Source organism: Amycolatopsis taiwanensis DSM 45107, from assembly GCF_000519205.1.
Lineage (GTDB): Bacteria > Actinomycetota > Actinomycetes > Mycobacteriales > Pseudonocardiaceae > Amycolatopsis_E > Amycolatopsis_E taiwanensis.
Genome location: NZ_JAFB01000039.1, coordinates 24,427 through 46,442, shown reverse-complemented (window position 1 = coordinate 46,442; position 22,016 = coordinate 24,427). Strand labels below are relative to the sequence as shown.

Below are 22,016 nucleotides of genomic sequence, written 5' to 3'. Positions count from 1 at the left end.
ATTCTGGGCCATGGGAGATGACATCCGTGCGACATCGCGAGTAGCGGTGCTGTCATCGGCCCGGGCGTAGACCTTTTCGCCATGAAACGACTTGCGTGCATACCTGTCCTACTGCTCGTGCTTTTGCCCGTGGCGGCCTGCAATTCCGGCGGAGCCACGTCCGGCGGTGGTCAGGCGTCGCCTTCCACCGGCACCAGTGCGGGGAACGCCATGGTGAACTTCGCCAAGTGCGCGCGTGACCACGGCGTGAACGTGCCGGATCCCGATCCGAACTCCTCGAACCAGTCCCTCGTCCCGCCCAGCGGGGTACAAGCCCCGCAATGGACCGCCGTCTTGCAGGCCTGCCAGCAGTTCCTCCCCAACGGCGGTGCACCGCAGGCCCCGGACCCGCGTGAACTCGACGGTCTGCGGGCATACGCCGTGTGCATGCGGGAGCACGGCATCGAGGTGAGCGATCCCGACCCGAACACCGGCCAGAGCACGATCGGTGGCCGCCTGGCCAACGCAACCCGGACGCAGATCGAAAACGATCCGGGCTACCAGGCGGCGAGCCAGGCATGCCAGGACAAGCTGGTCACCGACGGGGGCCACAAATGAACCGGCGGACCGCGCTGGTGACCGGCACGATCGCGGTCGCGGCGCTGGTCGCGGCGGCCGCGGTCGTGGTGAACGGACTCGTCGGCCATGCCCCGCCGGCACCCGCCTCGGAAGCCGGTCTGCCGCCGGCGACCGCGACGGTCACCCGGACCACCCTGATCCAGACCCAGGACGTGAACGGGACGATCGGCTACGGCTCGCAGACCCCGGTCGCCTCGGGCGGCCAGGGCACCATCACCTGGCTGCCCAGGCCAGGCGCGATGATCAACCGTGGCCAGCCCGTCTACAAGCGGGACGATCTCCCGGTCCCGCTGTTCATCGGCGGCCTGCCGCTCTACCGGGAGCTCCGCGCCGGCCTCACCGGTGCCGACGTCCGGGAGGTCGAGGAGAACCTCGCCGCCCTCGGCTACACCGGAATCACCGTGGACAACACCTACACCGCGGCGACCGCGAGCGCGGTGAGCAGGTGGCAGAACGATCTGGGACTGACCGAGACCGGCGTTTTCGACCCGTCGAGCGTCGTCATCACGCCGGGCGCGATCCGGGTCGCCGCGGTCGACGCGCACCTCGGCGACCGTGCGGGCGGCGGGCGGCTGCTCTCCTACACCGGTACCACCAGGACCGTGCAGATCGCCCTCCCGGTGGCCCAGCAGACGCTGGTCCGGCCCGGCATCGCGTCGACGATCACGCTGCCGGATGCCCGGACCGTCCAGGGCACGGTCGCCACCGTCGGCTCCGTGGCCGTCCCCGGGCAGCAGCCCGGTGATCCGCCGACCATCGACGTGACGGTCACCGTCGCGGACCAGGCCACGCTCGGCAGCCTCGATCAGGCGCCGGTCGACGTGAAGCTGGTCTCGGCCAGCGTGGCGGACGTCCTCACCGTTCCGGTCGCCGCGCTGATGGTGCTTCCGGACGGAAAGTACGGCGTGCAGGTGGTGACCGGATCGACCAGCCACGTCGTGCCGGTCGACCTCGGCATGTTCGCGGACGGGCGCGTGCAGATCTCCGGCGCGGGGATCGCCGAGGGCACGCGGGTGGGGGTGCCCTCGTGATCACGCTCGACCAGGTCGGTAAGACCTATCCCGGCGGTGTCACCGCCCTTCGCGACGTGTCGTTGACCATTGAAGGAGGGGAGCTGGTCGGCGTCGTCGGTCCCTCCGGGTCCGGCAAGTCGACGATGCTGAACCTGATCGGCGCGCTGGACCTGCCGACCAGCGGCTCGGTGACGATCGCCGGACACGAGCTGTCCCGGCTGTCCGACCGGCAGCTTTCCGCGCTGCGCGGGCGAACCATCGGGTTCGTGTTCCAGCAGTACCACCTCGCGGCCGGGGTGCCCGCCGTGGACAACGTGGCCGACGGCCTGCTCTACACCGGACTCGGGTTGCGGGAGCGGCGGCGTCGCGCTGGGCAGGCCCTGGAACGGGTGGGGCTGGCGCACCGCGCCACCAATCGTCCGCACCAGCTCTCCGGCGGTGAGAAGCAGCGGGTGGCGATCGCCCGCGCCGTCGTCGGTGAGCCGGACGTGGTACTGGCCGATGAGCCGACCGGAAGCCTGGATTCCCGGTCGGGAATGGTGGTGATGCGGCTGTTGCGCGAGCTGAACGCTGGTGGCACCACCGTCGTGGTGATCACCCACGACCGCGAGATCGCCGCCGGCCTTCCGCACCGGGTGGAAATCCGCGACGGGCAGGTGAGGTCATGACCGTGTCGACCCAGGCGACCCGGGTCGCTCGCCTCTCGCCCCGGGATGTGTTCCGGGTCGGCGCGGGCGGCCTCCGCACGCGGCCGCTGCGGGTGATCCTGTCCGCCCTGGGCATCTCGATCGGGATCGCCGCGATGGTCTGTGTGGTGGGCATCGCGAGTTCCAGCCGGGCGAGCCTGGACCGCCAGCTCGCCGCGCTGGGCACGAACCTGCTCAAGGTCACCCCCGGCAACACCGTCTTCGGCGACGCTTCCCACCTGCCCACCGAAGCGGTGCCGATGATCGGCCGGATCGACCGGGTCACCTCGGTGACCGCCACGGCGAAGCTGACGACCGCGCACGTCTACCGCAACGACCGGATACCGGCGGCGGAGACGGGCAGCCTCACGGTGCTCGCCGCCCGGACCGACCTGCTGCCCACGGTCGGCGCCGAGCTGGCCAGCGGCGCGTGGCTCAACCCGGCGACCGAGCGGTACCCGGCGGTGGTGCTCGGATCGACCGCCGCGCAACGGCTCGGCGTCGGCGTGGCCTCGGCGGACACCCGGGTGTGGCTCGGCGGCCAGTGGTTCACCGTGGTCGGCGTGCTCGATCCGGTCCCGCTCGCGCCGGAGCTGAACTACTCGGCGCTGATCGGCTGGCCGGAGGCCACCGCCCAGCTGAACTTCAACGGGTATCCGACGACCATCTACACCCGCACCCGCGACGACGCCGTGGCCGAGGTCCAGTCGATCCTGGCCAAGGCCGCCAATCCCGAGCACCCGAACGAGGTCAGCGTGTCGCGGCCGTCGGACGCGCTGGTGGCCAGGGATGCCGCCAACGCGACGCTGACCGGGCTTTTGCTGGGGCTGGGCGCGGTCGCACTCCTCGTCGGCGGGGTGGGCGTGGCCAACACGATGGTGATCTCCGTGCTGGAACGGCGCCCGGAGATCGGTCTGCGGCGCTCGCTCGGCGCCACCCGCGGACAGATCAGGCTGCAGTTCCTGACCGAGTCGCTCCTGCTGTCCGTGCTCGGCGGGGCCGGCGGGGTGCTGCTGGCGATCGCGGTCACCACCGGGTACGCCGCCTACCAGGGCTGGCCGGTCGTGGTACCGGGCTGGGCGACCGTCGGCGGCCTGCTCGCCACGATGGCGATCGGCGTCTGTGCCGGGGTCTACCCGGCCTGGCGAGCCGCCCGGCTGTCGCCCACCGAGGCCCTCGCCACCCCCTGACCAGCGCACGCGCCGGCGTGTCCCCGGCCCAGGACCGTGAGTTCCGGGTTCAGGCAGCTGAGTTCCCGGTTCGGGCAGCCGAGTTCCCGGTTCGGGCAGGCGAGTTGTGGCTTCGGCCGCGCGGCGGCTGAGATACTACAGAAATGAACGAACTGGACCAGCGAAAACCGAAGCGACCGGGAGTGGCGTTCGCCGGCTTTCTGGTGCCGGTCGTGCTGCTGGGGTTGGTGGTGCTCGGCCTCTCGCGTCAAGTTTTCTGGGACACGGGCTGGCGCGCAGGCGAGTACGCGTATGCGTTCGCCGGCATCGCGATCGGCGCCATCCTGGTGGGGTGCGTGCTCAGGATCCTCCCGCCAGGATCACCCTGGAAGTCGTTCGGTTCCGGCATGGTGCTCGGGGGCACGCTCGGCATTGTGCTCACGATCGTGATCGGCGTCGTGATCATGATCGCCTTTTCGCAGTCGAACTGGACGTTCTAGGTGGTGTTCAAAACAGTCTTAGGCGTGGGTGCCGCCGTCGATGCGGATTTCGGTGCCGGTGATGAACTTCCCGTCGTCGGAGGCGAGCATGGCCACCACACCGGCGACCGTTTCGGGTGCGGCGAACCCCTCACCGAGGGCCGGGGAGAGCTTGCCCAGCAGTGACCAGTCGATGTCCGGCGGCATGAACTGGAGGAAGTTGTTGGTGATGCCGCTGGAGATGCTGCCCGGTTTGACCGACACGGCCCGGATACCGCGCTTGGCGTATTCGAGTGCGATGGAGTGCGTGAAGGCCTCGACCGCGCCCTTGCTCGCGGAGTACGCCGCCATGAACGGGTGGGCGAAGCTGGCCGAGGTCGAGCTGAAGTTGACGATCACGCCGTGCCCGCTGTCGAGCAGCGCGGGCAGTGCGGCACGGGTGACCAGGAAAGTCCCCGTGATGTTGACCGCGAGGATGCGATTCCACAGCTCGAGCGAGAACTCGTGAGTGTGCCCGCCGCGGAGCATGCCGGCCGCGTTGACCAGCACGTCGAGCCCGCCGAGCCGGGAGATCGAGTCGCCGACCACCTCCCCGACGGCGTTCTCGTCCGCGATATCGAGCGTCATCGTGGTGAGGCGATCGCCGCTGTCGGCCTGGGCGGCCAGTTTGCTGGTCTCCCCGAGGCCCTCGGCGGCGAGGTCGGCGGCGACGACGGTGGCGCCTTCGGCGAGCAGCCGGAGCACGGTGGCCTGGCCGATGCCGGATGCTCCTCCGGTGATGAGGACTCGCCGGTCGGTGAATCGCTGCACGTTCGCTCCTTCGCTCGGTGGTGTCGCCACCGTACCGCCGGTCAGGTGCGTAGGTAGGAGGCTCCGTTCACGTCGAGGATCGTGCCGGAGCACCAGGTGGCCGCGGGCGAGGCCAGATAGGTGACGGCGGAGGCGACCTCCTCTGGACTGGCCACCCGGCCGAATGGGCTCTGCGCCCGGATGGCCTCGCCCTCCGCGCCGGTGAGCCGGCCGGACACCCGCTCGGTCTCGACGAAGCCGGGTGCCACCGAGGCGACCGCGATCCCATGGGGGGCAAGGGAAACGGCGAGGGACTGGCCGAAGGCGTGCAGTGCGGCCTTGCTCGCGCCGTAGGCGGGATGGTCGGGCTCGCCGCGGAACGCGCCGCGCGAACCGACGTTCACGATGCGTCCCGCGCGGCCGGTGTCGATCATGTGCCGAGCGGCGCAGTAGCTGACGTTGACCGCGGCGAACAGGTTCACGTCGAAGGTGCGCTGCCACGCCTCGATCCAGTCCACATAGGACGTGTCGGCGACCGGGTGCGGAATCATGGTGGCGGCGTTGTTCACGACCACGTCCACGCCACCGAGCGCCGCGACGGCCTCGGCGACCACCGTCCGGGCCCGCTCGGGATCGGCCAGGTCGCCGCCGATCAGGGCGTGCCCCTGCCCGGCCAGGCCGGCCAAGGTGGCTTCCGCGTCGGACGAGCGCGTCGAGTAGTGCACGGCGACCCGGTCACCCTGCTCGGCGAAGGCGGTGGCGACGGCCCGTCCGATGCCTCGCGACGCGCCGGTGACGAGTACTGCGCGACTCATTTGGCGAACAACTGGGACTCGTCGGCGAATGCCTTGCACTCCAGCGCGTTGCCGGCGGGGTCGAGGAAGAACATCGTCCACTGCTCGCCCGGCTCACCCTCGAAGCGAAGGTAGGGCTCGATCACGAAGTCGGTGCCCGCCGCCCGCAGCCGGTCCGCCAGCGCGTGGAAGTCCGGAATGGACAGAACGAGGCCGAAATGCGGCACCGGCACGTCGTGCCCGTCCACCGGGTTGCGCGCCGCGATGCGTTCGCCGTTCCCGGCGACGTGTGTGACGAGCTGATGCCCGTAGAAGTTCCAGTCCACCCACATCTGGGCGGAACGGCCCTCGGCCAGGCCGAGCGCACCGCCGTAGAACTTCCGCGCCGCGTCAAGGTCGTCGACCGGGATGGCGAGATGGAAAGCAGGCCTCGTCATGTGATTCCTCTCTGTCCGTCCAGTGTGGATAAGCCTATTTCGTTGGCGGGGTGGCGGCCAGCAGGACCGCGGTGATCTCGACCTCCATTCCGAACAGGTCGGACTGCACGATCGCCCGGGCCGGGAACGGGGAGCCGACGAATTCGCGGTAGATCTCGTCGAACACCGTGCGGTTGCCGGCATCTCGCAGGTACACGGTGACCATCGTCGCGTGCCGCAAAGAGCTGCCCGCGGACTGGGCGACGGCCTCGAGATTGCGCAATGCCTGCCGTGCCTGGACATCGAACGGAGACTCGGTGAGGCGGGTGCCGTCGGGAAGGCGGGGCGTCTGCCCGGAGACGAACACGAAACCACCCGCGATGATCGCCTGCGAGTAGGTGCCGGCGGGCGGTGGCGCATCCGGGGTCCGGACGGGCCGGCGGCCGTCTTCGGACGGTGGTTCGCGGTGCGCGATGGTCACAGTTTTCCTCTCGTGTGGAAGGATTTCGCGATCGTTCGTTCGAACGAGGGCTCCTGCCGGTTGCGGATGTCCATCAGCCGCGCCACGATCGCGTTGATCAGTGCGGCCGCGGCGACGGTGGAGTTGAAGAAGCTCAAGCTGTCGTGGCGCACCATCAGGGTATGCACGAGCGGGTCGATCGGCAGTGGCGCGAGCGCGCTGTCGGTGACCACGATGCACGACGCGCCGACCGTGACCGCCCGGTTGACCACCTGGATGGTGCGGTCGTCGTAGACGGGAAAGGTGAAGGCCAATACGGCGTCACCGGGGCCCACTGCTTCGAGGTCGTCGATCAGTGTTCCGCCGATGTCGCCGAGCAGGCGCGCCGACGAATGCACCTTCCGGAGATGGAAATCGGCCAGGTAGGCGAGGCTGAACGAGGTGCGGAAACCGCAGACGAAGATGTTTTCCGCGGCGGCCAGCGCGTCCGTGGCCCGCGTCAGTGCGGAAAGGTCGAGTTCGTCGATGGACTGTTGCAGCGCCTCGAGATCGTTGCGCAACGATTGCAGCGAAATATCGTCGGCGTCGTGTTCGCCGGGCTGGTCGGCCGGCGCCGGCGCGTGGTGCGATTCTTCCCGGATCGCTTCCTGCATCGCGGGAAAGCCGTCATAGCCGATCTTGATGGCGAACCGGACGACGGTCGATTCGCTGACCCCGAGTTTCTCGGCGATTCTCATCGCGGTGAGTGAGCTCGCCTCGGCGGGCCGGGAAACGCAGTAGCGGGCGATCTTGCGCTGGCTCTTGCTGAGCAGGTCGTAGCGAACCCTGACTCGCTCCGGAAGCGAGTTCGCACCATTGGTCACCAGGACCCCTCCTTGTTCATTCTCCTCGTGCCGTCCCCGGCCCGGGTCGCGCGCATGCTCACCATTGTTCCGGGCGCCGCCTGGGCCATTCGACCCAGATCGCGTTCGCAGAGCACGCCGATGACCGGGTAGCCCCCCGTCGGCGGGTGGTTGGCGAGGAACACCAGCGGCTGCCCGGACGGCGGGACCTGGATCGAACCGGGATGCACGCCTTCGGTGGGCAGTTGCTCGAGGCACTGGTGCGGCAGGCGCGGGCCGGTCAGGCGCGCGGCGACGCGGTCGACCTCGCTGCTGACCCGCCACGTCGCGGTGCGGAAGGTCCGGCAGGTCTCCTCGGTGAACCAGTCGGCCCGCGGACCCCAGTGAAAGCTCAGTTCGAGTCGCCGGCCGGCCGACGCGTTCTCCACGAAGACGTCGCTGGGGACGGCCGGGGTGCCCCCGCCGGACCCGACCGGGAGGACGTCGCGCGGAGCCAGCGGGGGCGGCCCCAACCCGGACAGCGAGTCGGTCGACCGGCTCGACAGCACCGGTGGAACGTCGATCCCACCGGCGACCGCCAGGTAGGTCCACAGGCCGTAGGCGGGCGGGCCGGCGGTGAGGACGTCGCCCGGCCGGGCGTAGGTCCACCTGTTGCGCGAGACCGGCGTCGGGCCCAGATAGGCCGCTACCGGAGCCCCGGTCAGGGAGAAACTCGCCGCCTCGGTGAACCGGATGGTGAACCCGCCGAGCAGGAACTCGATCGCGGCGGTTTCGGCCGGGTTGCCGACGAGCCGGTTGGCCTGGCTCAGGGCGAGCGGATCCATCGCCCCGGCGCGCGGCACGCCGAGGTGACCGTGACCGGACCGGCCGCCGTCCTGGATGGTCGCCTGGGGACCGGGGGAGAGCACCTCGATCAACGGACCTCATCGAAGACGACTCGATCGCCGACGTCGACGGCGTTCGGTGGCTGGGCTTGCGTGTTCCACAGTGGCGGCCCGGCTCGGGTCCCGATCAGGTTCCATCCTCCGGGCGAGTCGAGTGGGTAGATGACGGTGAACTCGTTGGCTATCGCGACGCTGCCCGAGGGCACCCGCACGCGCGGGCTCGGCCTGCGGGGCACTCGCAGGACATCCGGCAGCGCCGAGAAGAACGCCTGTCCGGGAGCGAACCCGAAGAACGCCACCCGGTATTCGGTGCCGCTATGGCGCCGCACGACCTCACGCACCGACAAGCCGGTGCGCTCGGCGACCTCATGGAGGTCCGGACCGTCGTATCGGACGGGTACGACCACCGTCTTGCCGCGGCGCTCGTCCACCTCAGGCCAGGCCGCCGTAGGAATGGCCCGGCCGATCCGGTCCAGCGCCGAGGGCCGGCCGAGCAGGAAGACGGTGCGTGCGGCGGGAATGACCTCGGTCAGTTCGGGTGCGCACGGGTGATCGCGGACGAAGGCCGCCACGCGATGCGCGTCGACGCGTTCGGCGAGCTCGATCAACAGGCCTCGGTCACCGACGCGGCGGACCGAGGTGATGGCCCCCGACGCCGGCTCAGTCACCGGCGGCCACCGTGGTGCCGGCCAGCGATCTCAACGCGACCCCGGCTTCTTCCAGCGCCTGGCGGACGGCCGCCGCCAGGACCGGCGCCCCGGGCGAATCGGAGTGAATGCACACGGACTCGACCGGCATGTCGATCACCGTCCCGTCGATCGCGGTCACGGTGCGCTCGACGGCCAGCTGCACGGCCCGGCGGGCGGCGGTCTCGGGGTCGGTGCTCACCGCGCCCGGTTGACCGCGCGGCACGAGCAGGCCGTCCGCGGTGTAGGCGCGGTCGAGGTAGCCCTCGGCGATCGTGCGGAGTCCCGCGTTCGCCATGACGCGGGAGAACGAGGTGCCGGGCTGGCAGAGCATCGGCAGATTCGGGTCGAATTCCCGCACCGCGTCGGCGATCGCGAGTGCGTAGGACTCGTACTGCACGGCGGCGTGATAAAGCGCGCCATGGACCTTCACGAACGCGATCGGCGTCTGCTCCACGGACGCGAACGCGTAGAGCGCGCCGAGTTGGTAGAGCACTTCGTTGGTCAGCGTCGAGCGCGAAACGTCGATGAACCGGCGTCCGAAGCCCAGCACATCCCGGAAGCCCACCTGTGCTCCGACCGCGACCGACCGCTCGCGCGCCGTCTGGCAGGTGCGGCGCATGATGTCGGGATCGCTGGCATGGAACCCGCAGGCCAGGTTCGCGTCGGTCACCAGTTTCAACAGCGCGTCGTCGTCGGCGATGACCCAGGCGCCGTAGCCCTCTCCGATGTCGGTGTTCAACGACAGGGCCGCCGTTGCCGTAGCGTGGTGATCGCGCGTCATGGGTGCCTCCGTTCGGTCCACAGGCGATTATCTTGCATCATTTTCGAATATGACGCAAGGGTTGCTCGGGTTGCGGCCATGGATCAAGCCCGTTGTCCTATAAGCAAACGGACGCTGATTCAAGTGGCAAAAGACGGGAAGACTCTCTTGCGTCATTTCAATCTATGGTGCAGGATCAGCTGACCGCTGGACAGCTCGCCGGAACATCTCGGACGGGCCATCTCTCCCGAGCCGGCACGCCTTGCGGGCCAGGCGAACACGAGGAGCAAAAGATGCGCAAGACCAGAAAACGCCTGTGTGCAACGAAGACGACGCCGTGAACGCCCGCGCCTCGATTGGCGTCTTCGACGCGGGCATCGGCGGTCTCCCGCTGGCCGGCGTGCTGCGCGAACGTGCCCCACAGCACCGGCTGGTGTACCTGGGCGACGCGGCACGCCGCCCCTACGGTCCGCGGCCCGCCGCCGAGGTCGCCCGGTTTCTCGGGCAAGCGGAACGGTTCTTCGTGCAAGCCGGCTGCGATGTGTGGGTCATCGCCTGCAACACCGCAAGCGTCGTGGCCGAGACCGCCGGGATCGGCGCGCTGCCGGTTGTCGACATGGTGTCCGCGGTCCGGGAGTCGGTCCGCGCGGCACCCGAGGGGCCGGTGGGCGTGCTGGCCACGGCGGGCACTGTCGCAAGTGGAGTGTTGCCGCGAACGCTCCCGGAGCGGGAAGTGTTTCAGGTGGCCACCGAGGAACTCCTGCGCCTGGCCGAGGAAGGCGGGGGCGACGATCCGGGCCGGCTCGGGCGGCTCGCCGAGCAGGCGATGGACCTCCTCGTTGCGGCGGGCTGCACCTCGGCGGTCCTGGCGTGCACCGACTTCACCTGCATCCTCGACACGATGCGTGCGGCCGCGCCCGGTTTCCCCCTCATCGACCCGTTGGCCAGCGCCGTGGACCTGACGCTCGGGTTACTGGGCGATTCCGGTCGCACCGGTGCCACCGGGGAGGACCTTTTCTGCCTTACCGGACCACACCCCGTGGACGGGGTCGCGTTCGCCGGCCGGATGTGCGGACTGGCCCTGCCGCCGGTCCGCATCGTGAGTATCGACGAAAACAGTGTCATTGGAGCGCACCACCATGAGTGACAGCTATCAGCCGACCACCCGCCTGCGGCGCCTCGAGGTGCCGGAGCGAGCGGCGATCGAGGGGGCGTCGTTGCGTGAGTTGGAACGCGAACTCGAACGCACCCCGGCGGGCCCCGAGTTCCTCGACATCACCTACGCCGACACCCACCGTTTTCCGCCCGACTCCTGGGTTCTCGACGAGTTCGTCAAGGCTGCGTCGGGCGCGGGGATGACCTACACCCCGTACCGTGGCGACGCGGGAGTCCGCCGCGCGGTCGCCGAACACGCCGGGAGCTTCCTCGGTGAAAAGCTGGACGGCGACCGCGAAATCATCCTCACCCCGGGAACCCAGGCCGCGCTCTACACCGCGCTCTCGGCGATCGTGGAACCCGGAGACACCGTCGTGTTGCCCGACCCGGACTACATCACCAGCGAACGATCGGTGCGGTACCTCGGCGCGGACATCCATCCGGTATCGCTGCTGTGGCCGGCTGGTGAATCCCCCCGCCTCGACCTGGAGGCACTCGCCGCGGGGTTGCGCAAGAATCCGAAGCTGGTGATGCTTTCGCATCCCAACAACCCGACCGGCGCCTTGTTCGACCCCGCGCACGTGGCGGAGATCGCCGCGCTCATCGCCGACAGCAGCGCGCTGTTGCTCGTCGACCAGCTCTACAGCCGGCTCGTGTACGACAACAAGCCCTTCGCCCACATGATGTCCGAGCCCGGGATGCGTGCCCGGACCATCACCACGCTCGGCCCCAGCAAGACGGAAAGCCTCAGCGGCTACCGCATCGGCCTGGCCGTCGCGCCGCCGGAGATCATCGACCGGATGGAAGACGTGATGAGCGTTGCCGCGCTGCGCTGCCCGGCTTACGCACAGCACATCCTCGCGCGGTGGCTCGACGACGACGCCGACTATGTCGCCAAGCGAATCGGCGAGTACCAGTCGCTGCGGGATGTCAGCCTCGCGGCGCTCAGCGAGATGCCGGGCGTGGACGTCCGGCCCGCCGGCGGTTCCGCGTACCTGTTCCCCGCGTTCCCCGGAATCGACGCGACCGACCAGGAAGTCGCGATCGCGCTCAAGCGCGACGCCGGCCTCGTGGTCAACCCCGGCTACCAGTTCGGTCCGCGCGGCCGCAAGCACTTCCGGATCTGCTTCGCGCAGGAAGAGAAAGCGTGGGACGCGGCTTTGAACCGCATGGCGGAGGTCCTGGACAAGTTCCCCCGCGTTTAGCGCAGCGTCCGGTCGGCCCGGCGGTAGGTCCGGGCCGAGCGGACGTTCCCCGACAACCATACGAGGACTGCCACCCCGTCAGAGAGGACGTGAGATGGAGACAGTTCCGGACACCGGACAGTCCACAGTAGATCGCAGGACGCTGCGCCGGGTCACCATCGCCGGTTCCGTCGGCGTCTTCGTCGAGTTCTACGACTACGCCGTTTACGGCTTCATGGCCAGCACCATCGCGGCGGTCTTCTTCCCCCAGCAGGACGGGACCGCCGCGCTGCTGCTGACCTTCAGCATCTTCGGTCTCACGTTCTTCGTGCGCCCGCTCGGCGGCGTCCTTTGCGGCTACCTCGGCGACCGGATCGGCAGGCAGCGCACGCTGGTCATCGTGCTGATGCTGATCAGCGGCTCGACGGTGGCAATCGGCCTGCTGCCGACCTATTCGGCAATAGGCCTGGCGGCGCCGCTGCTGCTGTTGCTGTTGCGGCTTGCGCAGGGCTTCTCGGCGGGCGGCGAGACCGCGGGCGCGATGTCGTTCGTCGCGGAGTACTCGCCCGAGGGCCGCCGTGGCGTGCTGGTCTCCTTCGCACAGCTCGGCTCCTACGTCTCGCTCCTGCTCGGCGCCGTCGTCACGACCGCGCTCACCGAGACCCTCGGCCAGGAGGCGATGACGGCGTGGGGCTGGCGGGTCCCGTTCCTGCTCGCCGTGCCGATGGCCGTGATCGGGTTCTACATCCGCAGCAAGCTCGACGAGACGCCCAAATTCCAGCAACTGCGCAAGGATTCCGGGCCGGCTCGCAACCCCTTGAAGGAGGCACTCGCCTCGGCCAGACAACGCAAGGCCGTGGTGCTGGCCATCCTGATCCCGGTGCTCAACGGCACGGGCTACTACGTCCTGTTCACCTACATGCCCACGTATCTGAACAAGACGCTGCATTTCTCCGTGGTGCAGGGGCTGCTGATCACCGTGTGCAGCCTGGTCGCGATCATCATCGCGATCCCGTTGGCCGGCCGCCTGTCCGACCGGATCGGCCGCAAGCGCACCATCGCCGGATCCGCGCTCTCCCTCGTCGTCCTCGGCTACCCGTGCTACTGGATGCTCACCAAGGGCTCGGTCTGGTTGGCCGTAGTCGGCGGTGTGCTGATGTCGATCCTCTTCGCCGGACACACCGGCGTGATCCACATCGTACTCGTTGAGCTGTTCCCGACTCGCTTGCGTTATACCGCCTTCGCACTGGGTTACAACATCTCGACCGCGGTCTTCGGCGGCTCGGCGCCGTTCCTGATGACCTACCTGATCTCGGTGACGGGTAACGGGTCGATGCCCGCCTACTACCTGGTCCTGACCGCCGCGGTGACGGCGTTGGCGGTGCTCAGGATTCCGGAGACCGCCCACACTCCGCTCAAGGAGGACTGACATGCCCGTTGACCGGCTGATCCAGGTTGCGCAGGTCTTCGATGGCGAGACACTGGTCACCGACGGCGTGGTCGTGGCGCTCGAGGGCGAGCGGATCGCGGCAGCCGGGCCCGCGGAGGCACTGCTGCCCCGGTGGCCCGGCGTCGTGGTGGACCACTATCCAAACGCGACACTCACGCCCGGACTCATCGATGCACACGTCCACCTGACCCTGCCCGGCGACGGCACCACGTACGAACCCGCGGCGAACCGCGATGCCACGGCCCGGTTCGCCGTGGCCGCGGACAACCTCCGCAAGCACCTCGCCGCCGGGGTGACGACGGTGCGCGACCTGGGGTCGCACGCGGATTTCCTGGGCTGGTCGCCGGCCCACGCGGGTGACCTGCCAAGGGTCATTCGCTACGGCAGGCCGGTCACCGGGGTGCGGGGGCACATGCACCCCTTCGGCGGCGGTGCGCACGATGCCGCCGAAGCCGCCGCGATCGCGCGGGGCAACATCGAACTCGGCGCCGGCGGGGTCAAGATCGTCGCGACCGGTGGCGGCACCAAGGGCACCGTTCCGCACCAGGAAACGCTTACCCAGGACCAAATCGCGGCGGCGGTGTCGGTCGCGCACGAGCATGGCCTGCTCGCCACCACGCATGCGTTGTCGAGCGAAGCGATCAGGCGCGCTGTGCTCGCCGGCAGCGACGGGATCGAGCACATGGCGTTCCTCACCCCGGACGGCGCCAGCGTGTTCGACGAGAGCCTCGCCGAACTGGCCATTGCCCGGGGCACGACGTTCGGTTCGACCCTGGGCTGCAACTTCCACTATGTCGAGCTGGCGGAGGCCGGGGACGTACCCGGCGACGAACTCGACGAGCAGCGCGAACGGACCGGCTACTACATCGACAACGCGAGCCGAGTGCGGACCATGGGCGGGCGTATCGCCCCGTCCTCGGACGCCGGGTGGAAGCACACCGCCTTCGGCGACTTCGCCACCGAGCTGAGCCTGCTGGTTCTCGCCGGTTACCGGCCGATCGAGATCCTGCGGATGGCCACCAGCGGCAATGCCGGTTACCTCCGGCTGGCCGGCGAAATCGGCTTCGTGCGGCCGGGCCGGCTCGCCGACCTGGCGGTCTTCGATGGTGATCCCACCGAGGACATCGCGGCCACCCGCGCCGTTCGGGCGACCTACCGCGCCGGGAGGCGCGTCACCTCCAGAGCCGCCGCTCGGCCGTTCACGCGGAGTTGATTTTGAGTTACGGTGCCTGAATCGTTGCCGCACACGATTGGGGCGTGATCATGACTCAAACCGGGGTGTTCCGCCGCAAGCCCATCGATCTCATCGAGTCCGAGGACGGCGGTGGCCTGCGGCGGACGCTGGGGCTGTGGCAGCTCACCGCGATCGGCATCGGTGGCATCATCGGCGCGGGGATCTTCTCGCTGGCGGGCGCGGTGGCCAACGAGACCGCCGGCCCGGCCGTACTGATCTCCTTCCTCATCGCGGGGATCGCGAGCGCCGCGGCCGCGTTCTCCTACGCCGAGTTCGCGGGGCTCATCCCGCGGGCGGGTTCGGCCTACACCTACGGCTACGCGGTACTCGGCGAGTTGGTGGGCTGGTTCATCGGGTGGGACCTGTTGCTCGAGTACACCGCGATCGTGTCGGTCGTGGCCATCGGTATTTCCGGCTACTTCAACAGTCTGCTGTCGTTCATGCACGTTCAGTTGCCCGCGTGGATGTCCGGTGCGCCGGGCACCGAGCCGGCCGGGGTGGCGCCCGGGTCGTACAAGGTGAACCTGTTCGCGGTGCTGTTGTGCCTGCTCATCGCGTTCGTGCTCAACCAGGGCATGCGCTCGGCGGCCCGGTTCGAGACGTTCCTGGTGTACTTGAAGATCGCGCTGGTGCTGCTGGTGGTAGCGGTCGGCGCGTTCCATATCAAGGCGGGCAACTGGTCGAACTTCTTCCCGTTCGGGATCAGCGGCGCGTTCACCGGTGCCGCGACCGTGTTCTTCGCCGTGTTCGGCTACGACGCGATGTCTACCGCGGCCGAGGAGTCGACGGAGTCGCGCAAGCACATGCCCAAGGCGATCCTGTACTCGCTGGGCATCTCCATGGTGCTCTACGTGCTGGCCTGTCTGGTGCTAACCGGGATGGTGAACTACCGCGACATCGACAAGGAAAGCGCCTTCTCCAGTGCGTTCGCCTCGGTCGGGCTGAACGCGCTCGGTGCGGTGATCGCGGTCGGCGCGATCCTGGGCATCCTGACCGTGCTGTTCACGTTCCTGCTCGGCGCGACCCGCGTCGGTTACTCGATGAGCCGCGACGGGCTGTTGCCGAAGTGGTTCTCCGGCACGCACCCGACCCGTAGGGTGCCCACCCGGATGACCTGGGTCCTCGGCGGGGCCGCCGCGGTGATCGCGGGCCTGCTGCCGATCGGCGCCGCCGCCGAACTGACCAACATCGGCATCCTGCTGGCGTTCGTGGTGGTATGTGTGGCGGTGATCGTGCTGCGCTACCGGCGACCCGACCTGCCACGGGGCTTCCGTTGCCCGGCTGTCCCGGTCGTGCCCGCGATCGGCGTGGTGTTCTCGCTCTGGCTGATCACGTTCCTCCACCCCGAGACCTGGCTGCGCTTCGCGATCTGGTTCGCGATCGGCCTGGTCGTCTACTTCGGATACTCGCGCCGCCACTCCCGGCTGGCGTCCCCACCCGATGAAAACGTAACCGGATGACCCGGAATCGGGCGTCATTTCCCGAAGGTCGGTTCTGACGCCACTCGGTCGGCGTGCCCAGCAGCGGTGTCCTCGTCTTCCGCCGCTGCTGCGGCAAGCGCCGGGTTGCGCCGTACCGCGATCAGGCTGGCGATGGTGGTGATCGCGAGAATGCCCACGATGACCGGCAGTGCAATCGAGACGCCGATCTCGGGGACGGGGATGGGCTTGCCGTCGTTGAGTATCGGAAGTTCGTTCTCGTGCAAGGCATGCAAGAACAGCTTCACGCCGATGAAGGCAAGGACGGCGGAGAGCCCGTAGGACAAGTAGACCAGCTTCTTCAGCAGTTTGCTGAGCAGGAAGTACAGCTGGCGCAGCGCCATCAGTGCGAACGCGTTCGAGGTGAAGACCAAAAACGCGTGCTGGGTGATGCCGAAGATCGCGGGGATCGAGTCGAGCGCGAAGAGCAGGTCGGTGAGCCCGATCGCGAGCGTCACGATCAGCATGGGGGTGAACCAGCGCTTGCCGTTGATCCGCACGGTCATCTTCGAGCCGTAGAACCGTTCCGTCGTCGGGTACAGCCGGCGCACCAGGCCGACTGCCCTTGGTTCGGTCCACTCCTCTTCCGTGTTTCCCACGCCCTGCCGGACCACGTTGATCGCGGTGTAGATCAGGAACGCGGCGAAGAGATAGAAGAACCAGCTCAGCGCGTTGATCGCGACGATCCCGGCCGTGATGAACGCGGCGCGCAGGACGAGGGCGACCACGATGCCGATCAGCAGCGCCCGGTGCTGGTGGATCGCCGGGACCTTGAACGAAGTCATGATGATCACGAAGACGAACAGGTTGTCGACCGAGAGCGAGTATTCGGTGATGTAACCGCCGAAGAACTCACCGGCATACGTACCGCCCGCGAACAACCAGATTCCCAGGCCGAACAGCACGGCCAGACCCACGTAAAGCCCCAGCCAGCAACTGGCCTCGACGACGGTCACCGCATGGCGGCGGCGAGTCCCGAGCACCAGATCGGCCAGCACCAGGAGCAGCAAACCGGCGGTCGTGACCGCCCAGACCCAAGCGGGTACGGACACGGGGAGTCTCCAAGCGTCACGATGTCGCGGACGGCGGGCTCAGTCGGCGCGACCCGCTGGCCCGGCGGCGCATCGCGGCTTCGGCCAGTTCCTCGCTGATTCCGACGTACACGTGCCCGTCTTCCTCCTTCACCGGAAACACGGTGATCGGACGCGTGGCCGGCGGGTGGAGTGGCTCGCCGCTGTCGTAGTCGAACACGCTGCCGTGGCATGAACAGAGCAGGCCCTCGTCGGTCACCCGGCCGCTGGAGAGCAGGCAGTCGAGGTGGGTGCAGTAGTTCGACATCGCGTGGACTTCCCCGTCGGAGCGGGAGACCGCGACCTCGACCTCTCCGGCGAAGAAACGGCGGACGACCCCTTCGGGTATCTGTCCGGAACGGGCGATCTTGTGGAATTCCACGGCTTTCTCCTCTGTGTTTTTCGAGGACCCGCCCACCCGATCTTGTGGACAGGGCTCTCCTGAGTGCGTTGCTCACGTCTTCCTGGTCGGAGCCCTGCCCCCAAGATCGGCTACCTCCGGATGGCGGGTCGAGGACTCACCTTGACAAGGGGCCCCGGCAGTTCGAGAACAGGCCGTCAAGCGATGATCGTGTCGAGAAGCTCGAACAGGTCGGTGTCGTCGTCGGCCAGTGCCTCGGCGGACACCGGTAGCCCCATCGTGATGAGCTGCTTCACGGCGGGAATCTCGCCACCACGGCCCATGGCGAAGGCCGCGTGGACCACCCCGTCAGTCGTGTAGAAGGCGGTGAAGTCACGCTCGGGGACGCTGCCCCGGACGACGAGGTCGGCGTCCGGGTGCGGACGGCAGAGGAACTGCATGCCCAGTTCGTACTGATCGGACCAGAACCACGGCGTGTCGTCCACCGCACCGGCCGGCTTGCCGATGAGCGTCTTCGCGACCGCGGTGCCCTGCCGGACGGCGTTGTCGAAGTGCTCGACCCGTACGAATCCTTCGCCGACCGCGCGCGCCGCGACGTCACCGGCGGCGAAAACGCCGGGCATCGCGGTGCGACAGGCGTCGTCGACGACGATTCCGCCGCGCACCGGATCGACGGCGAGCCCGGATTTCTCGGCGATCTCGTCGTTGGGGGCCGCACCCACCGCGACCACCACCAGGTCCGCTTCCACCGCACCGTCGGCGGTGCGTACCACGACCCCGTCCGCGGTGCTGTCGACCGCGCCGATCTCCTGACCGCAGCGGAAGTCCACGCCGAACTCGCGATGGAGGTCCGCGTAGAAGCGGGCCATCCGCGGGCCCAGTTGCGTGAGCATCGGCAGCGTTCCGGCTTCCAGGACGGTCACGGCGACGCCGGCGTCGCGAGCCGAGGAAGCCACCTCCGAGCCGATCAAGCCGCCGCCGACGATGGCGATCCGCTCCGCGGACGAGAGCAGGTCACGCAGCCGGATGGCGTCGTCGAGCGTGCGAAGGTAGAGCACCCGGTCGCCTTCGACGCCGGGCAGGCGGCGGGAACGCGCGCCGGTGGCGAGCAGGATGGCGTCGCCTGGCACGACCGACCCGTCCTCCAGCCGGACCTTGCCCGGCTCGACGGATTCGGCACGGGTGCCGAGGCGAAGGTCGACCTCGTTGGCGATGCACCAGGCTTCGTCGAGCAACGTGGCTTCCTCGATGGTGCTTTCCCCGCGCAGGAATTCCTTCGACAGCGGGGGCCGCTGGTAGGGAGCGTGCCTCTCGCCGGCGAGCACCGTCACGGGGCCGTCGAAGCCGCGACGGCGCAGCAGGCGCACGGCGGTCGCGGTGGCCTGGCCGCCCCCGACGGCGACGAAACTGCGAGGCAGTTGGGACATGGGGGTCTCCTCTAGCTGCGGGGGTTCTCGGCGACGTACACGATGCCGTCGACCACCCGCACGTCATGGACTGGCTGGCAATCGTCCTGGTCGTCGGCCTCGCCGGTCTCCGGATCGAACTGCCACTGATGGCCGGGGCAGATGACCTTGCCCTGCCAGAGCGTTCCGCGCGACAACGAGCGTCCCTTGTGGACGCAGACGTCGTCGAGCGCGAAGACCCGGTCGCCGACCAGGAACAGGGCCACCGCACGGTCGCCCAGCTCGACTCGGGTCTTCTTGCGGCGCTTCAGATCAGCGAGCGGGACCGTGGCCGTCCAGGTCTGCGTGTCGCTCACGGAAGGACCTCCAGGCCAGGCCGCGGGGGTGCGGACACCCACCCCCGCGACAGAGTCGGACGGAGTCTCACCGCGAGGGCGCGACGTAGGTGTCGTAGAGCGCCTTCGTGTAGGAGAAGCGCATCTCCGCACCCCAGCGGACCAGCTGCAGGCAGCGCTGCTGGAGTTCCGGCGTGTCGGCGTGGTCGAGCACGATCTGGTAGCCGCGCTCGCCGTGCACCTCGTCGGAGGTGATGTGCAGGTCGAAGAACTCGATCTCGTCCTCGGTGAACCCGTACTTTTCGCGCAGCGGAACGATCTGCTTCTTGTAGATGCTCGGAACCTGCGACTCCAGGCCGACGACCAGCGCCGCGGTGGCGACCACGAAGTGCTCGCGCATCGCGACCGCGTAGCACCATGCCTGCAGGCCACGGGTGACCGCGTTCATGTTCTCCGGGTTCTCGATGCGTTCCCGGGTGGTGCCGCACGACTCGGCGAACTTGATGAGGAGATCGGTGTGCCGGATGTCGGCGAGTTCCTCCTCGTACATGTTCTGGAGCAGGAAGTCCTTGGCATTGGTGTACTTGTCCGGGGTGTTGCCGTAGATGTAGCCGAGGTAGTCCGCGAACGGGCCGACGTAGTGGTAGTGGTTCTCGGCCCAGCGAGCGAAGTGCTCGCGGGTGAGCTCGCCGTCGGCCCAGGCCTTGCTGAACGAGGCGTTCTTGGCCTCGCGTCCCTTGATGGCGTCCTCGAGTGCCGCGCGGAAGTCGTCTCGGGACAGCAGGCCCTGCGTGCCCGCGGAGTTGTCAACTGTCAGGGTCATGGCGAACCCTCCTCGGGAGTCGATGAGAGTGGCGGAAGCGGGTGGCCGGTGTGTGGTGGCCGAACCCGATATGCAGAACGCTAGTCAGGGAGGGATCGGCAAATCGTGGTCAAAAAGCACAGGAAACGTCGACTTCTTGCAGCGTTTCGTACAGACTCCGCAGTACGCAAAACGGCTCCGGTGCACAGGGCACCGGAGCCGTGATGTGACTGGAGCGGCCTACAGGACGAGCGCCGCGAAGAGCGTGGACAGGACCAGGCCGGCGATCACGGGGAGAAAAGCCTTGCGTGCCAGGTCGATCACGGGGACGCGCGTCACCCCGGCCACCACGAGCAAGGACGACCAGGCGACGAGCACGCCGCCGCCCGCCCACACCGACCCCATCTGCCCGACCGCGGCCAGGGTCGCCGGGTCGACGCCGACGGTCGGCCCCAGTGCCCCGGCCAGCGAGCCGGTCAGCGGCAGCCCGGAAAAGCCCGAGCCCTCCAGCCCGCACGCCATGCCGATGATGAGCACACCGAAGCACACGATCACCCCGCTGTGCGGGATGTACCGCGCGGCGGCCGTGACCAGGTCGACGAGGAGACCAGGCGCCTTGTCGGTGTCCTCGTAGCCGAGGATCTTGCCGGCGAAGTCGGCGTTACCGAGGAAGAAGAATCCCGCGATCGGGAGCACCACGCCCATCGCGCGGAACGCGAAGACCAGGCCGTCGGTGACATGCCCGCCCACCGAGGTCAGGGCCTTCTTCGGGCCTTCGAGCGCGACCACGGCGATGATCACGAGGATGGCCGCGAGGCCGCCGACCAGCGCCGCGGCGTCGCCGCCCTCGAGCGAGGGAACCAGGTCGAATTTTCCGAGCACCAGGTAGGCGATCATCAGCACGAACACCAACGGCACCCCGGCGGAGAAGATCTTCGACAACCGGGCGACCCGGGGGTCGTCGGTCTCCGTTTCCGGTGCTTCCGAGGTTCCGGGGGAGGACGGCGGATCGTCGCTTCCGGCGTGCCCGCCCCCGCCACCGCGGGGAGCCCTGGGCAGATCGTTGCCGGGCGGTCCGGCCGTGGCGCCTACCGGGACCTTCTCCTCCTCGACCACCTCGGCGACCTCCTCGACGGAGATCGGCTCGGCGGTCGGCTGCTGGGCGGTGGACCTGATACGGCGCAGTAGCCGCCGTGCCGGAGTTAAGTCGGTCACCACGCCTGCCTCCCACCGCTCCAAGTTCTCGGCGGACGGTTGTTTCATGTGGCGACGCATCATGAGCGCGGTGATGACGAGCGCGGTGACGCCGGTGATCAACGAGAGGACGAGCGCGATGTCGGCCACCGTGGACGCCTTCGCTCCAGCGGCGGTGGCGGACAACCCGGGCGCGACCTGCATGACGTAGTCGCTGGACAACGCCATTCCTTGGCCCGCAACGGCAATCGCCATGGCGGCCCCCATCGCGGGCAGCCCGGCCCGGATCGCGGCCGGGACGAGGATCGCCCCGATCAGCGGCACCGCGGGTGTCGGCCAGAAGAACAGGCTGATGCCGTAGGTGACCACGGCCAGCACGGCATAGGCGGACCAGCCGCCCCGCATGACCTTCTGGAACGGGGTGACCATGCGCTGATCGGCCTTCATCGCCCGCAGGGCGCCGAGCAGCGCGGTGACCATGGCGATGATCAGGAAGATGTTGAACAGCTCGGACGCCGCGGTCAGGCTGGCGTCGAAGATCGCTTGAATGCCCCGGATCGGACTTCCGGTCATGACCCAGGCGGTCACGGCGGTTGCGAGCAAGGCAGGGACGAGGACATTCTTGCGGGCGATGGTGACTCCGATGATGAGGAGCACCCCCGCCAGGTAGACCCAGTGCGCGGCAGTCAGTGCCACGGCGGCCTCCTTCCCGCCGACCTTGGCGGTGGTTGTGGTGGTGCGGGTCACC

Annotated in this window: 24 protein-coding genes; 10 read left to right on the top strand and 14 right to left on the bottom strand. The window is 68.6% G+C overall.

Annotated features, from left to right (window positions below):
- Positions 1-117: 117 nt before the first annotated feature.
- From A3CU_RS50075 to A3CU_RS0127960, 5 genes are all read left to right on the top strand, one after another.
- Positions 118-597, top strand: a complete 480-nt coding sequence (locus A3CU_RS50075; RefSeq protein ID WP_052372286.1) for a hypothetical protein — start codon at positions 118-120, stop codon at positions 595-597.
- The gene (locus A3CU_RS0127975; RefSeq protein ID WP_027945081.1) at positions 594-1,649 is read left to right on the top strand and encodes a peptidoglycan-binding domain-containing protein; all 1,056 of its coding nucleotides are present in this window, start codon (positions 594-596) and stop codon (positions 1,647-1,649) included. Before A3CU_RS50075 ends, A3CU_RS0127975 begins: the two co-directional genes overlap by 4 nt.
- Positions 1,646-2,299, top strand: a complete 654-nt coding sequence (locus A3CU_RS0127970) for an ABC transporter ATP-binding protein (protein ID WP_027945080.1) — start codon at positions 1,646-1,648, stop codon at positions 2,297-2,299. Before A3CU_RS0127975 ends, A3CU_RS0127970 begins: the two co-directional genes overlap by 4 nt.
- Positions 2,296-3,507: an ABC transporter permease gene (locus A3CU_RS0127965; RefSeq protein ID WP_027945079.1), complete on the top strand. Its 1,212-nt coding sequence runs from the start codon at positions 2,296-2,298 to the stop codon at positions 3,505-3,507. The genes A3CU_RS0127970 and A3CU_RS0127965 overlap by 4 nt, the downstream gene beginning before the upstream one ends.
- Positions 3,508-3,650: 143 nt before the next feature.
- On the top strand, positions 3,651-3,986 hold the full coding sequence (locus A3CU_RS0127960; RefSeq protein WP_027945078.1) for a hypothetical protein: 336 nt from the start codon (positions 3,651-3,653) through the stop codon (positions 3,984-3,986).
- 18 nt (positions 3,987-4,004) lie between these two features.
- Here the strand turns inward: A3CU_RS0127960 and A3CU_RS0127955 are convergent, their stop codons facing one another.
- The 8 genes from A3CU_RS0127955 to A3CU_RS0127920 are packed head-to-tail and all read right to left on the bottom strand — an operon-like array spanning position 4,005 to position 9,620.
- Positions 4,005-4,775: an SDR family NAD(P)-dependent oxidoreductase gene (locus A3CU_RS0127955; protein ID WP_027945077.1), complete on the bottom strand. Its 771-nt coding sequence runs from the start codon at positions 4,773-4,775 to the stop codon at positions 4,005-4,007.
- A gap of 41 nt (positions 4,776-4,816) precedes the next feature.
- Positions 4,817-5,569 (bottom strand): SDR family NAD(P)-dependent oxidoreductase, encoded by a 753-nt coding sequence (locus A3CU_RS0127950; protein WP_027945076.1) that lies wholly within the window; start codon positions 5,567-5,569, stop codon positions 4,817-4,819.
- Positions 5,566-5,985, bottom strand: coding sequence for a VOC family protein (locus A3CU_RS0127945; protein ID WP_027945075.1), 420 nt, complete (start codon positions 5,983-5,985; stop codon positions 5,566-5,568). Before A3CU_RS0127945 ends, A3CU_RS0127950 begins: the two co-directional genes overlap by 4 nt.
- A 34-nt stretch (positions 5,986-6,019) precedes the next feature.
- A complete protein-coding gene (locus A3CU_RS0127940) occupies positions 6,020-6,445 on the bottom strand; it encodes a RidA family protein (protein ID WP_245617376.1) in 426 nt (141 codons plus the stop codon).
- Positions 6,442-7,287: a MurR/RpiR family transcriptional regulator gene (locus A3CU_RS0127935; protein ID WP_027945073.1), complete on the bottom strand. Its 846-nt coding sequence runs from the start codon at positions 7,285-7,287 to the stop codon at positions 6,442-6,444. The genes A3CU_RS0127940 and A3CU_RS0127935 overlap by 4 nt, the downstream gene beginning before the upstream one ends.
- Positions 7,284-8,174: a 5-oxoprolinase subunit C family protein gene (locus A3CU_RS46970; protein WP_245617378.1), complete on the bottom strand. Its 891-nt coding sequence runs from the start codon at positions 8,172-8,174 to the stop codon at positions 7,284-7,286. The genes A3CU_RS0127935 and A3CU_RS46970 overlap by 4 nt, the downstream gene beginning before the upstream one ends.
- A gap of 5 nt (positions 8,175-8,179) precedes the next feature.
- Complete coding sequence (locus A3CU_RS0127925) at positions 8,180-8,818, bottom strand: 5-oxoprolinase subunit B family protein (RefSeq protein WP_052372284.1); 639 nt, start codon at positions 8,816-8,818, stop codon at positions 8,180-8,182.
- Positions 8,811-9,620 (bottom strand): LamB/YcsF family protein, encoded by an 810-nt coding sequence (locus A3CU_RS0127920; protein WP_211246529.1) that lies wholly within the window; start codon positions 9,618-9,620, stop codon positions 8,811-8,813. Before A3CU_RS0127920 ends, A3CU_RS0127925 begins: the two co-directional genes overlap by 8 nt.
- Before the next feature lie 295 nt (positions 9,621-9,915).
- Here A3CU_RS0127920 and A3CU_RS46965 point away from each other — a divergent pair, with 295 nt between their 5' ends.
- The 5 genes from A3CU_RS46965 to A3CU_RS0127895 all read left to right on the top strand — a co-directional run bounded on the left by A3CU_RS46965 (position 9,916) and on the right by A3CU_RS0127895 (position 16,082).
- Positions 9,916-10,746 (top strand): glutamate racemase, encoded by an 831-nt coding sequence (locus A3CU_RS46965; protein WP_052372283.1) that lies wholly within the window; start codon positions 9,916-9,918, stop codon positions 10,744-10,746.
- Positions 10,739-11,959 (top strand): aminotransferase class I/II-fold pyridoxal phosphate-dependent enzyme, encoded by a 1,221-nt coding sequence (locus tag A3CU_RS0127910; protein ID WP_027945070.1) that lies wholly within the window; start codon positions 10,739-10,741, stop codon positions 11,957-11,959. Before A3CU_RS46965 ends, A3CU_RS0127910 begins: the two co-directional genes overlap by 8 nt.
- Positions 11,960-12,053: 94 nt before the next feature.
- Entirely contained in the window at positions 12,054-13,367 is a 1,314-nt protein-coding gene (locus A3CU_RS0127905) for an MFS transporter (protein WP_027945069.1), read from the top strand.
- A gap of 1 nt (position 13,368) precedes the next feature.
- Positions 13,369-14,601 carry an amidohydrolase family protein gene (locus tag A3CU_RS0127900; RefSeq protein WP_027945068.1) on the top strand — a complete coding sequence of 411 codons (1,233 nt, stop codon included), beginning with the start codon at positions 13,369-13,371 and terminating at the stop codon, positions 14,599-14,601.
- A 50-nt stretch (positions 14,602-14,651) separates the two neighbouring features.
- The gene (locus tag A3CU_RS0127895; RefSeq protein WP_027945067.1) at positions 14,652-16,082 is read left to right on the top strand and encodes an amino acid permease; all 1,431 of its coding nucleotides are present in this window, start codon (positions 14,652-14,654) and stop codon (positions 16,080-16,082) included.
- 14 nt (positions 16,083-16,096) lie between these two features.
- Here A3CU_RS0127895 and A3CU_RS46960 read toward each other — a convergent pair whose 3' ends face one another.
- From A3CU_RS46960 to A3CU_RS0127865, 6 genes are all read right to left on the bottom strand, one after another.
- Positions 16,097-17,152: a TerC/Alx family metal homeostasis membrane protein gene (locus tag A3CU_RS46960; protein WP_063628902.1), complete on the bottom strand. Its 1,056-nt coding sequence runs from the start codon at positions 17,150-17,152 to the stop codon at positions 16,097-16,099.
- 16 nt (positions 17,153-17,168) lie between these two features.
- Entirely contained in the window at positions 17,169-17,552 is a 384-nt protein-coding gene (locus A3CU_RS46955; RefSeq protein ID WP_043842767.1) for a Rieske (2Fe-2S) protein, read from the bottom strand.
- Between the two features lie 176 nt (positions 17,553-17,728).
- A complete protein-coding gene (locus tag A3CU_RS0127880) occupies positions 17,729-18,958 on the bottom strand; it encodes an NAD(P)/FAD-dependent oxidoreductase (RefSeq protein ID WP_027945066.1) in 1,230 nt (409 codons plus the stop codon).
- 11 nt (positions 18,959-18,969) lie between these two features.
- Entirely contained in the window at positions 18,970-19,293 is a 324-nt protein-coding gene (locus A3CU_RS0127875; protein WP_027945065.1) for a Rieske (2Fe-2S) protein, read from the bottom strand.
- A gap of 67 nt (positions 19,294-19,360) precedes the next feature.
- Positions 19,361-20,095 carry an iron-containing redox enzyme family protein gene (locus tag A3CU_RS0127870; protein WP_052372281.1) on the bottom strand — a complete coding sequence of 245 codons (735 nt, stop codon included), beginning with the start codon at positions 20,093-20,095 and terminating at the stop codon, positions 19,361-19,363.
- 219 nt (positions 20,096-20,314) lie between these two features.
- Positions 20,315-21,964, bottom strand: a complete 1,650-nt coding sequence (locus A3CU_RS0127865; protein WP_027945063.1) for a hypothetical protein — start codon at positions 21,962-21,964, stop codon at positions 20,315-20,317.
- Between the last annotated feature and the right edge of the window lie 52 nt (positions 21,965-22,016).

Bases quoted from the DNA above. Each gene is read 5' to 3' on its own strand.
- A3CU_RS0127975 (WP_027945081.1), top strand. From the start codon at position 594: ATGAACCGGCGGACCGCGCTGGTGACCGGCACGATCGCGGTCGCGGCG.
- A3CU_RS0127965 (WP_027945079.1), top strand. From the start codon at position 2,296: ATGACCGTGTCGACCCAGGCGACCCGGGTCGCTCGCCTCTCGCCCCGG.
- A3CU_RS0127960 (WP_027945078.1), top strand. From the start codon at position 3,651: ATGAACGAACTGGACCAGCGAAAACCGAAGCGACCGGGAGTGGCGTTC.
- A3CU_RS0127950 (WP_027945076.1), bottom strand. From the start codon at position 5,569: ATGAGTCGCGCAGTACTCGTCACCGGCGCGTCGCGAGGCATCGGACGG.
- A3CU_RS0127945 (WP_027945075.1), bottom strand. From the start codon at position 5,985: ATGACGAGGCCTGCTTTCCATCTCGCCATCCCGGTCGACGACCTTGAC.
- A3CU_RS0127920 (WP_211246529.1), bottom strand. From the start codon at position 9,620: ATGACGCGCGATCACCACGCTACGGCAACGGCGGCCCTGTCGTTGAAC.
- A3CU_RS0127910 (WP_027945070.1), top strand. From the start codon at position 10,739: ATGAGTGACAGCTATCAGCCGACCACCCGCCTGCGGCGCCTCGAGGTG.
- A3CU_RS0127905 (WP_027945069.1), top strand. From the start codon at position 12,054: ATGGAGACAGTTCCGGACACCGGACAGTCCACAGTAGATCGCAGGACG.
- A3CU_RS0127900 (WP_027945068.1), top strand. From the start codon at position 13,369: ATGCCCGTTGACCGGCTGATCCAGGTTGCGCAGGTCTTCGATGGCGAG.
- A3CU_RS0127895 (WP_027945067.1), top strand. From the start codon at position 14,652: ATGACTCAAACCGGGGTGTTCCGCCGCAAGCCCATCGATCTCATCGAG.
- A3CU_RS0127880 (WP_027945066.1), bottom strand. From the start codon at position 18,958: ATGTCCCAACTGCCTCGCAGTTTCGTCGCCGTCGGGGGCGGCCAGGCC.
- A3CU_RS0127870 (WP_052372281.1), bottom strand. From the start codon at position 20,095: ATGACCCTGACAGTTGACAACTCCGCGGGCACGCAGGGCCTGCTGTCC.